Here is a 19,805-nt window from a genome sequence, read left to right as displayed (position 1 = left end):
CGACGAAGGTGGTTTTTTCTATGAATCTAAAAGAGACATGGCAGGACTATAACGACTACTTTTATAATACGAAAGCACCCATTAATTATAAACAGTATAGAGATGAATTAAATTTAATCGCGATAATGACATTACCTGTTTTCTTATCTTTTATCTTTCTGATTTCCTTGAATTTAAATGAAGGAATCAAACAGTCCTTTATCTACGGTGTGACATTTGTAATTGCAGCTTTAATAATAACAATACTTAGAAATCCGGTAGAAAGACGCATGTTCAATACAAGAGACAAATCTGATGTGCCTTATCGGGTGTCCCATGTTATCGTTTTTATCGGTTCGATTATCTACTGTCTGATCAGCTACTTTCTACATCAGGAAGTTCAGTTCTATGTGCTTGTGCTAGGTTATTTTATCCCGAGCATGACCACGATGGGAAACTATTATTTAAAATAATTCTGAGGTATTCATAAAGGGGGCAATTTAATGAAAAACAACATTACCTGGAAGGAATCTTGGCAGGACTATACACGTAACTTCTTTAAACCGAAAGCGCCGATCAGTTACGAGATGTACGACAAACATAGATGGGTGTCTGTGCCATTGCTCATTTTATTGCTTATTCTGTTCTTTTTTATCAGTTATCAGTTAGATTTATTCGACTCGATAGACTGGAATCAATCACTTGAAAAATACCATAAATTAAAGGTAGAACAAGCTTTTCTGTCAGGACTTGTCTTTACACTTTTTCTTTTCATCTTTCACCTAACAGATTTAACAACTGAACTAAGAATGTTTCATGCAAGAGGAAAAAGTGCGAGAGACTATCTGATTGCACTGATAGTAGCTCCCATCATTTCATTATTATTTGTTTATTTGATGTATCGATTCGAGCAAGAGAATCAAACGTTTTTCATCATCATATTCTTTTATTTACCGTCTTATTTCAACAACTGGAGATATATAAATAACAGAAAAGCAGATCGACTACGAAAAGAATATTAATGCTTTTCAGGAAGGAGTATCGAAATGAAACAGCAAATTACCTGGCAGGAAGCCTGGCAGGATTATACGCGTAACTTCTTTAAGCCGAAAGCACCGATCAGTTATGAGATGTATAAGGCACATAGTCGTCTCGTGCGACCTTTAGGTGTAGTTTTAACAATCATATGGTTTATTATTATTTATCAGATAGGAAAATATCCAGAAGGATTTTGGAATAGAGCTGAAAAGACACAGGATCACTTTGAAATTGTCCAATCTTTTAAACGTGGTCTAGTATTCATCTTAATCTCCAGCGCTATCATTCTTCCCACTTTACCAACAGAATTAAGAATGTTCACTAAAAGAGGTAAAAGTGGTTTGCCTTATATGTTAACTTTTATCTTCTTTGTTGTTGGAGGGATTACTTTTTCTTTTATCACCTTCTATCTAAATATGAAGGGAGATATGCTGTTCGGTGTTCTAATGATGTTAGTGTTGATATTTATGAATAATCAAAGTTATGTAGATAACGTGAGAAAAACAGGGGCCGACCAAAATGAACAATAAAATTACCTGATAGGAAGCCCGGCAGGATTATACGCGTAACTTCTTTAAGCCGAAAGCGCCGATCAGTTATGAGATGGATGATTATCATAGATGGATTACTTTAATATTCTTGCTGCCAACTACAGCACTTTTATGGTATATTGCGAGTCAATCAGGGCTGTTCGACCCAGTGGATTATAATTTATCTGAAAAGGAATACGCTTATCAGAGCGGACTGACCCCAATTAATGGGACAGTCCGTCATTATGATAGTCTTTTTATATATGCCTGTTCTCTTCAGCAATGAGAAATTTATGAAGCAGAAAAAATCTGAGTGGCTGAGAAATGAATATTGAAGCTTTACATAACTAAAATTTACAAGGAGAGTTAACATGAAGGAAAACAGCTTATGTTCTAACTGCGGTGATAATGATATTTTATTGATACCAGGCAATGCAGGCGCATATGGCTCAGGCAATAATATACAAGTAGGGCTTACAAATCTATCAGCCATATTAGTAGATCGATATGTCTGCTGTAACTGTGGTTATACTGAAGAGTGGATTAAGTTGGAAGATATTCCTAAACTGAAAAAGAAATTTAGAAGATGAACGTATCTTTTTGTGAATGACTTTACTGCCTATTTTATATGCAAAAATATAATAGAAGTAGATGGTACACATAGCTTAATATGACACGAACAAACGCTTTCTCTATATAGTGAAAGCGTTTTTTAGATACTATGAGCCTCATATATAAATTATATGATAATATTACTAATAAGACGAAAGGCTAATAAAGGGGGATAGTATAGTGAAAACAAACTTTAATATGTTTTCCAGTGAGTGGGAATTTTTTTAATAAACTTGGTCAGAATGCTGAGTTCAACTTATACAAGGATCCAAGTATTTCTTTAATTCAACTACGAGTTTTTGCTGAGAAGATGACTGAAGCAGTTTTTGAACTAGAAGAATTGGACAGTTATAAACATGGCAAACAGATTGATAGATTAAATTATCTTGAAAATAAAGATATTATACCTCCTGATATAATTGAATTATTTCATCTCATAAGAAAAGCTGGTAACAAAGCGGCTCATGAAATGAGTGGGACTGAAGAAGAAGCTCTTAATCTTCTAAGGCATGCTCATTACTTAGCAAACTGGTTTATGAAAATCTATGTACAATTTTCTTTTATATCTGCTGAGTTCAATGTTCCTGAGAATGTTGATTCTTTAAAACATGCTGAACTAGAACAGATAAAAGAGCAGTTGAGAGAAAATGAGAGACTCATGAAGCAAGAAAGAAAGTCCTTCGAAATGAAACTTCTTCAGATTAAGAATCAGTCTCTTTATGATGTCAATAGAAAAGAACGAAAACGTCGTTCTAATGAGTATATAAAAAAACACCCTTTAAACGAAAAAGAAACGAGATTTATTATTGATCAGCAACTTCGAGCTGTAGGATGGGAAGCCGATTCGAATCTTATTGATCATCGCAAAGGAGCAAGACCGGCTAAAAATAAACAGATAGCAATAGCTGAATGGCCTTGCACCTTATATGATGGCCGAACAGGGCGAGCTGACTATGCTTTATTTGATGGTTTAACTTTAGTAGGAATAATAGAAGCTAAGAAATACGGCCGTGATATTCCGGGAGATTTACCACAAGCTAAAGAGTATGCTAAGGGAATTATAGTTGATGAAAATATAGAAATCATACAAAACGATGATTATAAAGTACCTTACCTTTATTCTACGAATGGCCGCCCATTCATTGAACAATTAAAAGAAAAGTCTGGAATTTGGTTTTATGATACTAGAAATCTTTATACACCAGAAAGAGCACTTGAAAAATGGCATTCACCAGAAGATTTACGGCAGAAGTTAATCGTTGATATAGAAGAATCCAAAAAACAACTCAAAAATGAGCCGTTTCAAGATTTTGCGAGTCGAGATTATCAGATTAATGCAGTTAAAGCTGTAGAAAATGCGCTTGAACATAATCAAAGAAGAATGCTGCTTGCAATGGCTACAGGTACGGGTAAGACAAGAACAGCACTTTCAATTATGTATAGATTAATCAAAACTAAAAGAGCCAGAAGAATTCTTTTTCTTGTGGACAGAAAGTCTTTAGGTAACCAGACATCTGATGCTCTAAAAGATACAATGATTGAAAATATTTCTTTCTCTGATATTTATGACGTCAATGATATTGACGATAAAACGATTGAGTTCAATACTAAAATTCAGATAGCAACAGTGCAAGGGATGGTCAGAAGATTGTTCTATAATGAAGGAAATGATATTCCATCAATAGGAACATTTGATTTTATCATTGTTGATGAAGCACATCGAGGTTATACAGAAGATAGAATGATGAGTGATGAGGAACTGACGTTTGAGGATCAAGATGATTACGTGAGTCAATATAGACGAGTGATTGATTATTTTGATGCAAATGTCTTAGCTCTAACAGCCACTCCTGCACTTCATACGACTAATATCTTTGGTGAACCTATATTCACATATAGTTATCAGGAAGCAGTGGTTGATGGTTATTTAGTTGATCATGAACCGCCTTATAAGTTTGAGACAGAACTCTCGAAAAATGGTATACATTTTAACGAACATGAAGAAATTATGCTCTGGAATCCTAAAACTTATCAGATTGATATTGAAAGATTGCCAGATAAACTAGATTTTGAAGTTGAGCAATTTAATAAGCAAGTATTAAGTGAGAATTTTAACCGTGTTGTACTAGAGGCATTAGTTGATTACATTGATCCAGACAGAGCAGAGAAAACATTAATATTTGCAGCGACAGATAATCATGCAAATCAAATTGTACAAATACTGAAAAAAATATATGAAAATAAAGAAAAAAAAATAAACCCTGATGCAATAATGAAAATAACCGGTAATGTCAAAAATGCTGATCTTGAGATTAAGAAATTTAAGAATGAGAAAAATCCTAACATAGTTGTAACTGTTGACCTTTTAACTACAGGAATAGATGTTCCGGCCATTACTAATCTAGTATTTATGCGACGTGTTAAATCGCGAATTTTATATGATCAGATGTTGGGACGTGCGACTAGACTGTGTCCTGAAATTGGTAAGGAATCATTCAGAATTTTTGATGCGGTACACCTCTATGATAAATTACAGAAAATCACTGATATGAACCCTATCGTTAAGAACAAAAATCAGACCTTAATCGAAGTATTTGATAAAGCCGTTCATTCATCCTCAGATGAAGAGTTTGGCTTTTACAAAGCTGAATTGATGGCTAAACTGCAAAGAAAGAAACAGAGGCTGACTGATAGTGAGAAGAAAGAAATTGCACTTCTTAATGATGTTCCTTCATTAGATTATTATATTCATAGCATTAAAGCGATGACTCGTATTGAGATTGAAGCTCAGATTGAAAATATCGAATGTATAGCTGAATATAAAGGTATTCCTAATAAAGCCTATATATCTAATCACGAAGACCAGCTTGTAAAAGAAGGCATCACTAGAGGGTATGGTGAATGGAATGAAAAGCCTCAGGACTACCTTGATGGTTTTACACAATTTGTAAAAGATAATATGAATCTAATTCCAGCTTTACATTTAACAATTAATAAGCCAAGCGATTTAACGATTAAAGATTTAAAGACTATCAAAAAAGAATTACTCAGAAAAAAATATGATGAGAAACAGTTGCAGGCAGCATGGAGAAATCAGAAAAAAGAATACATTGCAGCTGATATCATCAGTTTCATCAGACAAGCAGCTTTAGGGAGTCCGTTAATCGACCATGAAGTACGTATTAAGAATGCAATGAAGAAGATATATGGTATGTATGATTGGAATAATAATCAAATGAAATGGCTGAAGCGGATTGAAAATCAGTTACTGGAGACGACTGTATTTGCTCCAACCTCAAAAGAATACTTTGATACACTCGATGTATTCAAAGACCAAGGTGGCTATAAAAAAGTACATTCTATCTTAGGTGAAGAAGTGGATTCATTCGCCGCGATTATTAATGAGAGTCTGTATGGTTAATAATAGCCCTATTCGATTGAATAGGGCTATTTAGCTTGCAACTTGCGAAAGTACGTGCATTTCCGCTTCACGAATATTAAAATTAAAGGAAGTAACTTCTCATAATATATGTTATATACATCCGCAGTGGGCTTCACCCAGCATACATCAATTGATGTTATCTTTTTACCATCTATTTCAGGAAGCTTACACACGTACATTTCTTCTCCAAGTAATCGATTTATGAGAATATAGTCTTTATGAATCTCATTACAGTTTAATTCTTTAAAGGTTTGTTCTGAAATATACTTGTATTCTTTCTCTTTGAAAGAACCGTATCCTATATGACCTAATTGTATAAGTTTAATATCTTTTGAACTTGTCATATCTTTGGATAATATCCAGTCTCCATCATTCAAAGAATTATTATTGGTTAATTGAGATAAGGTTGCCCATGCCCAGTTATCAGGTATACTAAAATCCAGTTCATTTTCTATATCTCTGGGACTAGAGTTACTTAACTTCTCATAATATAAAGTTGCCGAACATCATTTCATTACTAATGATTATGATTGTATAAATTTTTAAAAAAAGCTTAAAATAGCTATTAAAGTAACATAACAAAGGATGATTTTATGCCAATTTTAGAAAATCTAAATGCTTTCTCCAACAAAAAATTAATCGAGCTTTGCATGTATTTTGGAATCAAGACGAGTGCAAATAAAGCAGATATGATTCATAGCTTAAAGTCTCGTTTGTTTAACCCTAAAGATTTTAAAGAAATATCTAAGCAATTGACAGATAATGAGCATAACATGCTGCGTTATTTTGCTGAAGGCCAGGTCTCTTATTGTCATACTTCTGATGATACTGCTTTTGCGTTTCCGGTTCTGACTCGTTTTGGCTATTTACCTTACAGTCCGGATGGCGTTGAAGTGCAGGTGCCGCTTGAACTGATTAATTTATATATAAAAATTGAATTGAATGATGCTTTCCCATTGATTAAAGATGATTCATTAGAGGACGAGATGGATGAAATCAGACGTCAATTTCGAGAGGCACTGGAAAGAAGAGAAGAGGACTGGATTAAGAAAGAGCTGGATAAACAGATTCGTGCTTTTAAGAAGGATACACTTTATGACTGCCTTGTTGACTATCCAAATGATGTCCTAAAGGATATCTGCCGTTTTTACAAGATTAAAGGTTTCTCTTCTAAGAATAAGTCGCAGCTCGCTATGTTAATCTGCAATCGCTTTTTTGAGGATTTCACTATGCTTGAAAAGATGGTCGAGCATATGCCGCTTGACACCATTGAAATTGTTGAGATGATGGTGCGTCTTGACCGGATGCATACAATGGATCGTCCTGAGCTTGACCCGATGATTTTCTTCTATTATTTAAGTGATTCTGAATTATTTGTTTCAACTAAAGATGTAAGGGCACATTTCAGAGCCTATCTGAAGAAAAATGAACTGCATCCGGTAGTAACGAAAAAGTTATTCTATCGGCGTCTGCTGCACTTTTATGGTGCTGTCGACTATGAGCATCTCCATAAGATGGCACAGAAGCTGCTGGATGAAAACATTACGCTCGCTCGGGTCAAACGAGATATCAAATCGTTGTTCTCTCATGATGAAGTGATTTTCAGCAGTAAAGGTATTAAACACAGTAACTGGGAAGCAGTCGATGTAAATGAACTGGAACGACCTCCATACTACGAGCCGACACTAAAGGAACTTGAGCCGTTTTTAGAAAAAGGCTATATCAATAAAACTCATCTGCGCAAAGTTCTGAAGAAGCATGCACGTCACGCACATCAATTTGAGATAGAAACGCTGGACCGGGAAATCCGTAAAGGTATTCGTGTCTGTCTAAGTATTGAAGATGTGCTTAATTTTATCGCAGGTTTAATTGATGAAGGTCTGTTTGAGGAAGAACTGATGACAGATATAGGTCCTGAAATAGTTGAATTGATGAAAGAAGCGCGTTTCTGGGCGACAGCTGGTAATCAGATACCTCAGTCATCTCTACAAAGTCAACAACGTCAGAAGGCTCGTACACCACGAAAAGGACAGGTTATGAAAAAGTCGAAGAAGCGGAAGAAGAATACAAATGTTGCACGAGTGGTCCGTCTGGATGAATATAGATAACAAAAATGAATAATTACAATTTGTGCTTTTCAAAATGATGGTTAATAACTACTCTATTAAGTATTGAACTTATCAAAAGTTGCCCCCTCACCTGTGGAAGTAGTGAGGGGTTTTGTGCATAAATATTGTCGAGTATTCTTCATTTACACGATAAAAACTGCATAAACTTCAAGAAAATGTCGTGTATTTCATATTTACACGACACTTTTCTTATTTCTAATCTGCTATTTACTTTCAACGCACTTGCTTGTCCTCTCTTTTTTTCATATAATAAATAGGAATTCAATAACCGACCGATAAAAGGACGGGATGCTTGGCTGCTGTAGTAGAGAGTGATCGATTGTGGTGGAACGGTCACCAGCGGTATGTGTCTTTTCATCTTTTTGGTTGCTTAATAAGAAGTTAAGCCGGCCCGTGCCCGTTATGCATGAATGAAGTGTATGCTTAGGCATAAATTTGGGTGGTACCGCGGAAGTCTTTCGTCCCTTGTTGGATGTCAGGCTATTTTTTTATTTATTTTTTAGGAGGATTATGATGGAGCTTAAAGAAAAGTTAAGTGCACTGCAGGAAGAAGCACTGGCGAAAGTGAATGACGCAAGCGATGCTCAGGCACTGCAGCAGGTGAAAGTAGAGTATCTCGGTAAAAAAGGGATTATCACAGGGTTAATGAAAGAGATGAAGTCTCTGCCGAACGAGGAAAAACCGATGTTCGGTCAGCTTGTCAATGAAGCACGTCAGGCGGTTGAGGCAGCGATGGCTGCTAAAGACGCTGAACTTAAGGAGAAAGCGATCAATGACAAACTGGCGAATGAAACGATTGATATCTCGTTACCGGGGCGCAAGTTCAATGTGGGTAGCGCACATCCGCTGACTAAGATTGTCGAGGAACTGGAAGATTTATTTATCGGTCTTGGTTATGAAGTCGTTGAAGGCTACGAAGTTGAGACAGATTACTATAACTTTGAAGCGTTGAACTTACCGAAATCTCATCCGGCACGCGATATGCAGGATAGTTTCTACATTACAGAAGAACTTCTGATGCGTACGCATACATCACCGGTGCAAGCAAGAACACTGGAAAGCCGCAAAGGTCAAGGTCCTGTTAAAATTATTTGTCCAGGTAAAGTTTATCGACGTGACTCAGATGATGCGACACATAGTCATCAGTTCACACAGATTGAAGGCTTAGTTGTGGATGAAAACATCAAAATGAGTGACTTAAAAGGAACACTGGAATTATTCGCGAAGAAAATGTTCGGTGCTGAGCGTGAGATTCGTCTGCGCCCAAGCTTCTTCCCGTTCACAGAACCATCTGTTGAGGTGGATATTTCATGTTTCAAATGTGGCGGTACAGGCTGTAATGTCTGCAAAGGTACAGGCTGGATAGAGATTCTTGGTGCAGGGATGGTTCACCCGAATGTCCTTGAGATGGCTGGATTCGATTCAACTAAATATTCAGGATTCGCGTTTGGTATGGGGCCGGACCGTATTGCCATGCTGAAGTATGGTATTGAAGATATCCGTCACTTCTATACGGATGATCTCAGGTTCCTTGAACAGTTCAAAGCAGTAGAAGATGGAGGTAGTGAACATGTTAGTCAGTAAAGAATGGCTGAATGAATTTGTGCGTGTCAATGTACCGGTGGAAGAACTCGCTGAGAAAATCACACGCAGTGGTATAGAAGTAGAAGAAATCACAGATTACAGCAAGGACATTAAAAACTTAGTGGTCGGTCATGTACTGACGAAAGAGAAGCATCCGGATGCTGATAAACTGAATGTAACAACAGTCGACGTAGGTGACGAAACACTGCAGATTGTCTGCGGTGCACCGAATGTAGACGCTGGTCAGTATGTCATCGTCTGCAGACCGGGCGGTCGTCTGCCCGGCGGCGTCAAGATCAAACGTGCGAAGTTACGCGGAGTTGAGTCGAACGGCATGATCTGTTCTTTAGGCGAACTTGGCATTCCAAAGAACCTGGTGCCTGAAGAGTATGAAACAGGTATCTTCAATTTCCCGGAAGAAGTGACACCCGGAACAGATGCACTGGAAGCTTTATTCCTGCAGGACGGCGTCATGGAGTTCGGTCTGACACCTAACCGTGCAGATGCGATGAGCATGCTGGGTTCTGCATACGAAGTCAGCGCGTTATATGAAGAAGAAATCGAGTTTCCTGAAGCTGAACTTGAAGAATCAGGTCAGGCGACAGATTCTATCGCGGTTAAAATTGAAGATTTAGAAGCATCTCCTTATTACGCGGCACGTGTTGTTCAGAATGTAGTGATTAAATCATCACCGACATGGATGCAGATGCGTTTGATTAAAGCAGGCGTTCGTCCGATCAATAACGTGGTTGATGTCTCTAATTATGTCATGATGGAACTCGGTCAACCGCTTCATATGTTCGATGCGGATCAGATCGGCTCAAAAGAAATCGTTGTTCGCTATGCGAATGACGGCGAAAAAATAACGACACTTGATGATAAAGAACGCGTGCTGACTTCTGAAGACATCGTGATCACGAATGGCTCTCAACCTATCGCACTTGCCGGTGTTATGGGTGGCGATTTCTCTGAAGTAACAGACAAGACGACAAACGTTGTCATTGAATCAGCACTCTTCAATCCCGTAAATGTCCGTAAAACATCACGTCAGACAGGACTTCGTTCTGAAGCATCCAGCCGTTTTGAAAAAGGCGTGGCCCCAGAACGTGTGAATATGGCGCTCGACCGTGCTGCGTTCCTCCTGCAGGAACATGCTGAAGGTAACATTCTTGCAGGTATTGTGGTTGCGGGAGAACTGCCTGAACTTGAAACAACGGTGCAGATTACAACAGATGAAGTCAATAACTTGATTGGTTTTGATCTCTCTAATACTGAGATTAAAAATATCTTTGAACGTCTGGGCTTTGATTCACAAGTAGACGGAGATTCCTTCAATGTCCATGTGCCGTCCAGACGCGGCGATATCATAATCAAAGAAGACCTGATTGAAGAAATTGCGCGTATATATGGTTATGATGAACTGCCGTCGACACTCCCAGTAACGAATACAAATAAGCGTGTCGGTCTGACTGCTTATCAGTCAAAACGCCGCGCAGTAAAATCACTTCTTGAAGGACTGGGCCTGAATCAGGCGATTACTTATGCCCTTGTATCAGAAGAAAAAGCACAGCAGTTCACGAAACAGACAGAAGAGACAGTCAAACTGATGATGCCGATGAGTGCGGATCACGCAGTGCTGCGTCAAAGTCTCCTGCCACACTTGATTGATGCCGTTCAGTACAATAATGCACGTCAGATGAAAGACGTCGCATTATATGAGATCGGTAACGTCTTCCATGGCCGCGGTACGAATCAGCCGGTAGAAGTCGAACAGCTCGCTGGTATTATTACCGGTCAGTTCAGTGCAACAGAATGGCAGGGCAAAGTAGAACCCGTTGATTTCTTCGTGGTTAAAGGTATTGTTGAAGCATTAAGTGAGAAACTCAGCGTTCAGTTCGCATACGAACGTGCTGAACTCGCCGAGCTGCATCCAGGACGCAGCGCGCACGTGCTCTTAAACGGTGAAGTTGTCGGTGTCATCGGCCAGCTGCATCCGCTTGTGGAACGCGCACATGACTTAAAAGACACTTACGTCTTCGAACTGAATTTACAACGCATTCTGGAAGAAACAAGCGCTGTGAAATATCATATGATTCCTAAGTTCCCGGGCATCTCTCGTGATATCGCACTTGAAGTGGACCGCACGCGTGCGACTGGAGAACTCATCGATATCATCATGCAGACAGATAACAAATATCTGCAGCAGGCAGCGGTCTTTGATGTTTATGAAGGTGAACATATCGCAGAGGATAAGAAATCTGTCGCTATCCGTATGGAATTCCTGAATCCGGATGATACATTGAAAGATGAAGATATCCAACCGATTGTCGATAAAGTCCTTGAAAACTTGACATCAGCAGGCGCTAAACTGCGCGGTTAAAAAGGAATTTTTTATAATTGAAGTGGGAGTTACCAGCGATAAACGTGGAATATCACCAGTAACTCACTAAAATTCTTAAGATTAAGCAAGTTACCAGCGATAAACAGACTTTATCGCTGGTAACGTTTTGGAAACGAGAAGACTGCATGCCTTTTAAGGCATGCAGTCTTTTTTCATCTAAAATCGATCCTACCTTAACGTTACCTTAAAAATGTCAAAAACGACTATGCAAAAGATGGTAAACAGTATTTAATTGGAAGTGTAAGCGATTAACAAAGGGAGAGGGAAAATATGGAAAAATTAGCCGTTAGCACGATTGCCGTCGTTTCTCTTTTAGCGGTGCAGCCATCAGCAAATGCAGCAGTCAGTGAGAAAGCATTACCTGATTTAACAAATAAGACGACCATCAGCCAGATCAAAGCCGGTACCTATTCTTTTAAAGGTATTAACTTCAATTCAACACGCCTGGATGTCATCAAAAAACTGGGTAAGCCTCAAAACGAATCCTTTGGACGCAGTATATACGGTTCTAACTTTGATAGTTCATATGATAATTACGCTATTAATATTGGGGGAGAGTCTCATGACCGCTACAGCAATTTTGATAAAATGAAAGTCAGCTATTTAAACTTTAGTTATGCTGATTCTCGTTACTCTTACCAATCTCTTAAATCACTTCTGGGTAAGCCGAAAGATACTATCATAATAGATAATGAGACGAAAGATATTAAAGATGATCAGCTGATGCAGCAATATGATCATTTCATCATCAACTATAATCGACTATCAGGTAAATGGATGGTTGAAAATATCATGATTGCAAAGGAAATTAAGGAACAAAAGACAATTTCAAAGCCAGGTAAGTTGCTCAATAAAAATATTAAAAAACTCTCTGCAGCAGATTATCAGGCGATGAAAGCGGGCCGCTTTAAACTAGAAGGTGTAAAACCTGGAATGACGAAAGAGCAGGTCTATAAATTAATCGGCGAATCCACTAGTGAAATTGTTATCAAAGATGGCGAGCTGATGGTGTCCGCAGATTATGGCAAAGGCAGTACATTAAGTTTTGAGTACAGTTCTAAAAATCTGAAAGCAGACGTCAATAAGCTGAAACTTGAACAGATGATTTTCATGAACTTTGATGAAAATGTACGTCTCGCTGATGTTCAGAAGATAATCGGCAAACCAACTTCCACTACGAAAGACAGCTATGTACTGAGTGAGGATGGAAAAAACGACCGACATGTTAATACAATGACGCTTAAGTACGGCAGACATTTAGAAATCACAGCAGAGAAACTGGGTAAATACTGGACTGTTGTCAATGTTACTTACCTATAAAATATAAACTGAAGCAGTCAAAGCTGCTTCAGTTTATTTGCTATAATGAAAAAAAGGGGGATGAAGATGAAACGTATTTTAGTAGGGCTGATCAGTCTGTCGGTCCTGGCAACAGGGCACGAGGCAGAGGCAGCATCTTGTAAAATAAATGTCAGCTACAATAAGCAGTTCTATAAAATCGATGGGCTGCCGATTGCGAATAAGCAGTACGGTATGGCAAGAAGCTATAACCCTGGTGCGAACAAGACGATGTTACAAAGCTATCAGCAAATGAAGAAAGCCGCGCTGAAAAAGGGGATTGTCCTGGATGTTGTCGGTACGCCTGGTGCTTATGGTTATAGGAGTTATGCGACGCAGAAATAGCTTTATAATCAATACATCAATCTTTACGGTTTTAGTTATGCTTCAAAGATATCAGCTAAGCCCGGCACAAGTGAACATCAGCTTGGCCTGGCGATGGATATTAGAGATGGCACGAATTTTGGCACGCTTAACACAGCTTTTGAATATACAGCAGCTTCAAAATTTATCCGTGAAAATGGTCAGCGTTATGGCTTCATCGTCCGATATTTAAAAGGTAAAGAAGCCATCACTGGTTTTATGTATGAACCTTGGCACATCCGCTACGTCGGTGTGACACATGCGACCCGTATAAAGAAGGAAAATGTCACATTAGAAGAATATCTCGGTATCGCCGGTCGCAAGAAGCTGAGTGCGGGTCAGTATAAAGTGAATGGCACACTGTGCAAATATAAAAGAGTCTGGGACATAAATAACTAAATCTACGATTTATCTACTCGACTCAAAAGAAAAACGGAAATTCCTGTATGGAATTTCCGTTTTTAAGTGCAAAAAAAGAAGCTCTCTTTTATAATGTAGTCACCACAACAACAGAAAAGGAGCCTCTTTATGTATAAAAATTATAACACAAATCAACTCATTCTGCCATTGGACACTCGTATCTTGTTCGGAGATAAAGATTTATGTGCCATCATTCATGATCTAGTTGAATCAATACCAGAAAGTCAGTATTCAAAATACTATAACTCCCGAGGAGCTTCCTCGTACCATCCCAAGATGATGCTTAAGATTATTCTTTATTCATATACACAGTCTGTTTTCTCAGGCAGACGGATTGAAGCCTCTCTTAATGACAGCATTAGAATGATGTGGTTGTCTCAGGAACAGAAGCCTTCCTATAGAACCATCAATCGCTTTAGAGTTCATCCGGTGATGGATGACCTACTGAAAAATTTGTATACTAATTTCAGAGCTCAGCTAACTGAAAACAATCTGATAGATGAGGATGCCATCTTTATAGATGGAACAAAAATTGAAGCAAACGCAAATAAGTATTCATTCGTATGGAAGAAGACTGTTCTCAATAATCAGTCCAAAGCTGTGACCAGAGCCCGGCTTATCTATGAGGATCTCTATGAAAATGAAATCATTCAGGAGATAAAGAACGAAATGGATGAAGAATTTAATATTGATGATACCCCGTATGTCGACGAAGCTCTCACAGAGAAAATCGAAGATTTAACACATAAAATGGAGCAGAGCGACGATTCAGAGGAAAGAAAAAGTATCAGAAAAGAGAGAACATCATTAAAGGCTGGGCAAAAAGAAATTAGAGCGATCTTTGAAAGAAATAAAAAATATGAGGGACAGCTCAAGATATTAGGAGAAAGAAACAGCTATTCTAAGACTGACCATGATGCCGTGTTTATGCGTATGAAGGATGATCATATGAGGAATGGTCAGTTGAAAGCCGGATATAATATTCAAATTGCCACTAACAACCAGTTCGTTCTCGCATACGATGTCTTTCCAAACCCTACAGATACTAAGACACTGATTCCATTTCTGAATACATACAAAGCGCTCTATCATAAATTTCCGCAACACATAGTGGCTGATGCTGGTTATGGAAGTGAAAGTAACTATGAAATACTTATAGATGACCTGCAGGTCATCCCGCTCATTCCTTTCAATATGTATGTAAAAGAGCAGTCTCCAGGCTACAGAAAAGATCGATTTAACACTTTTAACTGGAAGTATCATGAATTGGAGGATGCCTTTATATGTCCTCAGAATCATCCACTCCCTTTTAAAGATTATAGTGTGAGAAAAAATGGTGATAAAGAGCAAGTATCAAAGGTCTATCAATGCGATATGTGTCAGGAATGTCCATTGAAGACCCAGTGTATTTCAGCACAAGCAGCCGGAAACAAGAAAATCTTCAGGAATAATAACCTGGAGTACTTTAAAGAATACACAAGACAAAAGCTTTCAGATCAGGAAACTGGTAACATCTATGCGCGTCGCAAGATAGATGTCGAACCAGTATTTGGATATCTGAAGGCTATTTTGGGGTTCACTCGAATGTCAGTTCGAGGAACTGCCAAAGTAAAAAAAGAAATTGGTATCGCCTTAATGGCAGTAAATATAAGAAAAATGGCTGCCGTAGGCGGTCAGATTATCTGTAAAAATCATAAAAAGACGAAAAAAATGTTGAAATCACATTTTCTTCGTCTTTTTTTACTACCCAGAACTATTTATGTCCCAGACTCTTTATTTGGTATATCGTTTTAAATGACGAGCGGTATAGCTTTCTTTGACATCCAGAAGACCAGCCGGCGGACCGCTATACAGCAGACGGCCACCATTCTGGCCTGCTTCCGGTCCCATATCGACAATCCAGTCTGCAGCTGTCATCATCGTTAAATTATGTTCAATCAATATGACAGTATTGCCCTGGTCGACCAGATCATTGAAAAGTGTGACCAGTACATGGATATCTTCTTCGTGAAGTCCTGTTGTCGGCTCATCAAAGATAAAGATATGATCTGTGACCTGTTCAATCAGATACTTGCTGAGCTTGACGCGCTGAACTTCTCCGCCTGACAATGTATCAAGTGACTGGCCAAGCGTCATATAGCCGAGTCCTGTCGACTGCAGAGACTTGAGTGTTTCTGTTATTTTGTCGTGATGATTGAAATAGGCGATACCTTCGTCCACCGTGAGTTTGAGCACATCCGCGATGGAGTAGCCGTCAACTGTAGCATCAAGTACTTCAGGCTTATAGCGGGTACCGTGGCAGACTTCACACACTTGAGAGAAGTCCGGCATATAGGCGAGCTCAGTTTTTAAAATACCTTTACCATTACAGTTCGGGCAGGCACCGTCCGAGTTATAGCTGAACAGACTTTTCTTCAGACCGGTCACACTGCTGAAAAAAGCACGGACATCATCAAAGATATCTGTGTAGGTCAGCAGGTTTGAACGGTTAGATGCATGAACCGGTTTCTGGTCGATGGTGATCGTGTTGCTCACTTTTTTGAAGCCGGTCTTAATCAGTGTACTTTTCCCGGAGCCCGCGACACCTGTCACTGTCGTGATCATGTCTTTAGGGATATCTACTGAAACATCATGCAGATTATTTTTAGAGATGTTTTTTAAACTGATGAAGTCTTGAGGTTCTCTTGGCGTTGTCAGCTGATGTTTTTCTTTTAATGCATGCCCGGTTGCTGTATCAGAGCGGAGCAGGTCCGCGTAACTGCCCTGAAATGTAATGTTACCGCCATTTTTGCCGGCACCAGGTCCAATATCAATGACGTGGTCGGCAATTTTAATGATATCCGGGTCATGTTCAACGACGAGTACAGTGTTTCCTTTGTCACGTATGGACTGAATAATGCGGTTAATGTTCTCGATATCCTCAGGATGAAGCCCGACACTCGGCTCATCGATGATATAAACAAGGTCAGTGAGTGGACTATTTAAGTGACGAATCAATTTGATACGCTGTGATTCCCCGCCTGACAGAGTAGGAGTCTCGCGTGATAATGTCAAATAGCCGAGGCCGATATCAACAAGTGACTGCAGCTGTGCACGCAGGGGTTTGATGATATAGTTCGCTGTCGGATCGTCTAATTCATCAAGAAACTGGATATTTTCACGAATGGTCATGCTGGTGAAATCAGCGATATCGAGCTTGTTGATTTTACAGCTCAGAATTTTACTGTTCAGACGTTTACCGTGACATGTAGGACAAGTCTTTTCTGTGACAACACGGTTGACTTCACTCAGCCAACGATTTTTCTCGAAGCCGTCATTGATAAGGAAATTGCGACGGAAACGATTAATGACACCTTCAAACTTAGCCGTCTTCGGCCATTTTTCTGGTGCGTCCTTCAGCTTCTTCGGCTCTGTATAGAGAAGAGTCTTCATTTCATCAGCTGTGTAGTCTTTTAGTTTTTTATCATTATCGAATAGTCCGGAATTTGTATAGCGTTTGCCGCGCCAGTGATCCGGACCAAAAGTCGGAAAATTGATGGCGTGTTCATTCAACGATTTATCATAGTCAAGTAGCTCATCGACATCGATATCTTCCACATAGCCGAGTCCATGACACGTCTCACACATTCCGGCAGGGTTATTGAAAGAGAATTCGTTCGAGTAGGCGACAAAAGGTTCGCCGATACGCGACCATAAAAGGCGGACAGCAGAATAAATATCTGAAATTGTCCCGACAGTCGAACGCGAGTTGCCCCCCAGGCGCTTCTGACTGATGACCATGGAAACCGGCAAGTTGTGGATCGCATCGACATCCGGTTTCTCATACTGAGTCAGCTGATTCTGTATATAAGTAGAATACGTTTCGTTCAGCAGTCGTTCGGACTCTGCAGCGATTGTACTGAAGACGAGTGAAGACTTACCGGAACCGGAACGTCCCGTAAAAACAGTCAGCTGATGTTTAGGGATCTCCACGTTGATACCTTTAAGATTATTCTGTTTTGCACCTTTAATGATAATGTTAGCCATAGGAAAAATCCTTTCATGTTGTTATCTTTTTCTTTTCCCTATTTCTTTTGAGATATACCATAGTAAATAAGCGATGACACCAAGCCCCGCTCCAACATAAATAGGTTCCATTATGAACGCTTCCTTTCTATCAGATCAAGTGCTTTTGTTCTGTTTTTGAAGTCTTTCTTTGTAATATTGTCGAGGTAATCAAGTGATTTTCGCTGGATGATTTTAGCAGCCTGCAGATCGACTTTGCTGCCGGCGCCTTTATAGATATCGAGCCCTGTTTCCTCTTCAATCCTGTCCATCCATTTGATGAAGGCGTATCTTGCGATGATAGAACTTGCCGCAATCGCGATGGATTTCGATTCACCTTTTGTTTCAAACCGTGTGCGGTCACGTTCCGGAATAGCGATCAGTGCGTAATTTTCATAGACACCTTGGACAGCGAACTGGTCAATTACGATATAATCCGGCCGTTCTTCTATTTTAGTCAGTACGTTCTGGATGGCCTGATTATGGAGGACGGCTTTCATCTTGACCTGGCTCCAGCCAAGCGCTTTTTGCTGATTATATTTAGGGTTGGTCAGAACGAGCAGCGAATGGGGAATCAGCGGGATGATCTGTTCAGCCAGTTCCACAATCTTTGGATCCTTCAGATTTTTTGAATCCATGACGCCCAGTATTTTCAGTATCTCTGCATTTTTCTTTGAGACGTAGCTTGCGACGACTGTCATCGGACCGAAATAGTCACCTGAGCCTGCCTCATCAGAGCCGATACAATTGAACTGGTCATACTGAAGTGCGTCTGTCTGACGAGGCGCTACTGTGCCCAGTAGTTCTGCAGCCAGATTTTCTGCGTCTTTCCCTTGAATCATCACTTTGTTAGAACGGTAGACGGATAGGGAATGGCCCTGTATTTTTGCGCGAGCAATCATACCGGGTGGCAGGTTGGTAGATTCATAGCTGATTTTATTAAGCAGTTTGTCTATTTCGTTTTTCTCCATCACTTTTACAACTGTACTCATTGTCAATTCCTCTTAACGTATTTTTATTGTCTATTCCTTATAAAAAATGGTACCATATATATTAAATGACGCACAGTGGAGTGAAATCGTATGGCAGAATTTAAAAATAGAATTACTGTCTCGATCTATGATCAGCAGTATACGATTATCGGTGAAGATGAACCGGGTCACATCCGCTATGTGGCAGGGTTAGTCGATGAGCGAATCCGTGAAATATCTAAATACAACTCGGGGCTGGATACTTCGAGAAAAGCAGTGCTGGCAGCAGTCAATATTATGGATGACTATGTCAAACTGAAAGAAGATTTTGAAATATTATTACATAAACTAGAAGCAGAAGGTTACGACCATGATTGATATTATTTTACTGTTCTTTTTACTATTAGGGGCTATCATCGGGCTTAGAAGAGGATTTATTCTTCAGTCCTTACATTTACTCGGCACTATCGGCGCACTTGTCATCGCCAGAATCTTTTACCAGCCGCTTGCGGATAAACTGGCGCTTATCGTGCCTTATCCAGCTGCCGGTGAGACACCTAAAGTACTGATCAACTGGGCAGACGGTGAACATGCTTTTTACAATATGATCAGCTTTATTTTTCTGTTCATTGTCAGTAAAGTGGTACTGCAGATGGTTGCGACTGTCTTTGACTATATTGCACAGCTGCCTTTATTAAAGCAGCTCAATAAGAGTTTAGGGTCGTTACTTGGCTTTATCGAAAGTTATCTTGTTATTTTTATTGCATTTTTCTTTATTGCGATGATACCTGCTCCTGCTATTCAGGACAGAATTCAGTCGAGTACACTCGCACGCACAATCATTGAATATACACCTATATTAAGCAACCGTGCAATTGACTGGTTTCAGCACATTGCCTTTATTCATATCTTTTAAAGTCATAGGCATAGGTCTATGACTTTTATTTTGGAGGT

15 protein-coding genes and 1 pseudogene are annotated in these 19,805 nt (G+C 39.3%); 14 read left to right on the top strand and 2 right to left on the bottom strand.

What is annotated here, in order from left to right; genetic code table 11:
- The first annotated feature begins 20 nt into the window (after positions 1–20).
- The 12 genes and pseudogenes from MGG13_RS07700 to MGG13_RS07645 all read left to right on the top strand — a co-directional run bounded on the left by MGG13_RS07700 (position 21) and on the right by MGG13_RS07645 (position 15,630).
- Entirely contained in the window at positions 21–452 is a 432-nt protein-coding gene (locus tag MGG13_RS07700; RefSeq protein ID WP_239034510.1) for a hypothetical protein, read from the top strand.
- A gap of 30 nt (positions 453–482) precedes the next feature.
- Complete coding sequence (locus MGG13_RS07695; RefSeq protein ID WP_239034509.1) at positions 483–1,001, top strand: hypothetical protein; 519 nt, start codon at positions 483–485, stop codon at positions 999–1,001.
- Positions 1,002–1,025: 24 nt separating this feature from the next.
- Complete coding sequence (locus tag MGG13_RS07690) at positions 1,026–1,547, top strand: hypothetical protein (RefSeq protein ID WP_239034508.1); 522 nt, start codon at positions 1,026–1,028, stop codon at positions 1,545–1,547.
- A 371-nt stretch (positions 1,548–1,918) separates the two neighbouring features.
- Positions 1,919–2,137, top strand: coding sequence for a hypothetical protein (locus MGG13_RS07685; RefSeq protein ID WP_239034507.1), 219 nt, complete (start codon positions 1,919–1,921; stop codon positions 2,135–2,137).
- Between the two features lie 230 nt (positions 2,138–2,367).
- Entirely contained in the window at positions 2,368–5,580 is a 3,213-nt protein-coding gene (gene hsdR, locus MGG13_RS07680) for a type I restriction-modification system endonuclease (RefSeq protein WP_338041141.1), read from the top strand.
- 614 nt (positions 5,581–6,194) lie between these two features.
- Positions 6,195–7,709: a hypothetical protein gene (locus tag MGG13_RS07675; RefSeq protein ID WP_239034506.1), complete on the top strand. Its 1,515-nt coding sequence runs from the start codon at positions 6,195–6,197 to the stop codon at positions 7,707–7,709.
- 534 nt (positions 7,710–8,243) lie between these two features.
- A complete protein-coding gene (pheS, locus tag MGG13_RS07670) occupies positions 8,244–9,314 on the top strand; it encodes a phenylalanine--tRNA ligase subunit alpha (protein ID WP_239034505.1) in 1,071 nt (356 codons plus the stop codon).
- Positions 9,301–11,694: a phenylalanine--tRNA ligase subunit beta gene (pheT, locus tag MGG13_RS07665; RefSeq protein WP_239034504.1), complete on the top strand. Its 2,394-nt coding sequence runs from the start codon at positions 9,301–9,303 to the stop codon at positions 11,692–11,694. The genes pheS and pheT overlap by 14 nt, the downstream gene beginning before the upstream one ends.
- A 291-nt stretch (positions 11,695–11,985) precedes the next feature.
- Entirely contained in the window at positions 11,986–13,035 is a 1,050-nt protein-coding gene (locus MGG13_RS07660) for a hypothetical protein (protein WP_239034503.1), read from the top strand.
- A gap of 66 nt (positions 13,036–13,101) precedes the next feature.
- The gene (locus MGG13_RS07655) at positions 13,102–13,398 is read left to right on the top strand and encodes a M15 family metallopeptidase domain-containing protein (RefSeq protein WP_239034502.1); all 297 of its coding nucleotides are present in this window, start codon (positions 13,102–13,104) and stop codon (positions 13,396–13,398) included.
- A gap of 12 nt (positions 13,399–13,410) precedes the next feature.
- A pseudogene (locus MGG13_RS07650) lies at positions 13,411–13,815 on the top strand (M15 family metallopeptidase); the annotation flags it as partial.
- Between the two features lie 129 nt (positions 13,816–13,944).
- The gene (locus MGG13_RS07645) at positions 13,945–15,630 is read left to right on the top strand and encodes an IS1182 family transposase (protein WP_338041140.1); all 1,686 of its coding nucleotides are present in this window, start codon (positions 13,945–13,947) and stop codon (positions 15,628–15,630) included.
- On the opposite strand, the gene MGG13_RS07640 is transcribed toward MGG13_RS07645, so the two are convergent.
- Positions 15,610–17,862 carry an ATP-binding cassette domain-containing protein gene (locus MGG13_RS07640; protein WP_239034501.1) on the bottom strand — a complete coding sequence of 751 codons (2,253 nt, stop codon included), beginning with the start codon at positions 17,860–17,862 and terminating at the stop codon, positions 15,610–15,612. The two genes, MGG13_RS07645 and MGG13_RS07640, sit on opposite strands and share 21 nt — an antisense overlap.
- Before the next feature lie 110 nt (positions 17,863–17,972).
- Positions 17,973–18,872, bottom strand: a complete 900-nt coding sequence (rnhC, locus tag MGG13_RS07635) for a ribonuclease HIII (RefSeq protein ID WP_133432266.1) — start codon at positions 18,870–18,872, stop codon at positions 17,973–17,975.
- Positions 18,873–18,962: 90 nt separating this feature from the next.
- Here rnhC and zapA point away from each other — a divergent pair, with 90 nt between their 5' ends.
- Entirely contained in the window at positions 18,963–19,229 is a 267-nt protein-coding gene (gene zapA / locus MGG13_RS07630; protein ID WP_133432265.1) for a cell division protein ZapA, read from the top strand.
- Positions 19,222–19,767: a CvpA family protein gene (locus tag MGG13_RS07625; protein ID WP_239034500.1), complete on the top strand. Its 546-nt coding sequence runs from the start codon at positions 19,222–19,224 to the stop codon at positions 19,765–19,767. The genes zapA and MGG13_RS07625 overlap by 8 nt, the downstream gene beginning before the upstream one ends.
- Positions 19,768–19,805: the final 38 nt, after the last annotated feature.

It is taken from the genome of Macrococcus brunensis (genome assembly GCF_022343725.1).
Classification (GTDB): Bacteria; Bacillota; Bacilli; order Staphylococcales; family Staphylococcaceae; genus Macrococcus; species Macrococcus brunensis.
The sequence above is the reverse complement of the archived record's forward strand: the minus strand, read 5'-3'. Positions and strand labels throughout refer to the sequence as shown.

Bases quoted from the DNA above. Each gene is read 5' to 3' on its own strand.
- MGG13_RS07700 (WP_239034510.1), top strand. From the start codon at position 21: ATGAATCTAAAAGAGACATGGCAGGACTATAACGACTACTTTTATAAT.
- MGG13_RS07695 (WP_239034509.1), top strand. From the start codon at position 483: ATGAAAAACAACATTACCTGGAAGGAATCTTGGCAGGACTATACACGT.
- MGG13_RS07690 (WP_239034508.1), top strand. From the start codon at position 1,026: ATGAAACAGCAAATTACCTGGCAGGAAGCCTGGCAGGATTATACGCGT.
- MGG13_RS07685 (WP_239034507.1), top strand. From the start codon at position 1,919: ATGAAGGAAAACAGCTTATGTTCTAACTGCGGTGATAATGATATTTTA.
- MGG13_RS07675 (WP_239034506.1), top strand. From the start codon at position 6,195: ATGCCAATTTTAGAAAATCTAAATGCTTTCTCCAACAAAAAATTAATC.
- pheS (WP_239034505.1), top strand. From the start codon at position 8,244: ATGGAGCTTAAAGAAAAGTTAAGTGCACTGCAGGAAGAAGCACTGGCG.
- pheT (WP_239034504.1), top strand. From the start codon at position 9,301: ATGTTAGTCAGTAAAGAATGGCTGAATGAATTTGTGCGTGTCAATGTA.
- MGG13_RS07660 (WP_239034503.1), top strand. From the start codon at position 11,986: ATGGAAAAATTAGCCGTTAGCACGATTGCCGTCGTTTCTCTTTTAGCG.
- MGG13_RS07655 (WP_239034502.1), top strand. From the start codon at position 13,102: ATGAAACGTATTTTAGTAGGGCTGATCAGTCTGTCGGTCCTGGCAACA.
- MGG13_RS07645 (WP_338041140.1), top strand. From the start codon at position 13,945: ATGTATAAAAATTATAACACAAATCAACTCATTCTGCCATTGGACACT.
- MGG13_RS07640 (WP_239034501.1), bottom strand. From the start codon at position 17,862: ATGGCTAACATTATCATTAAAGGTGCAAAACAGAATAATCTTAAAGGT.
- rnhC (WP_133432266.1), bottom strand. From the start codon at position 18,872: ATGAGTACAGTTGTAAAAGTGATGGAGAAAAACGAAATAGACAAACTG.
- zapA (WP_133432265.1), top strand. From the start codon at position 18,963: ATGGCAGAATTTAAAAATAGAATTACTGTCTCGATCTATGATCAGCAG.
- MGG13_RS07625 (WP_239034500.1), top strand. From the start codon at position 19,222: ATGATTGATATTATTTTACTGTTCTTTTTACTATTAGGGGCTATCATC.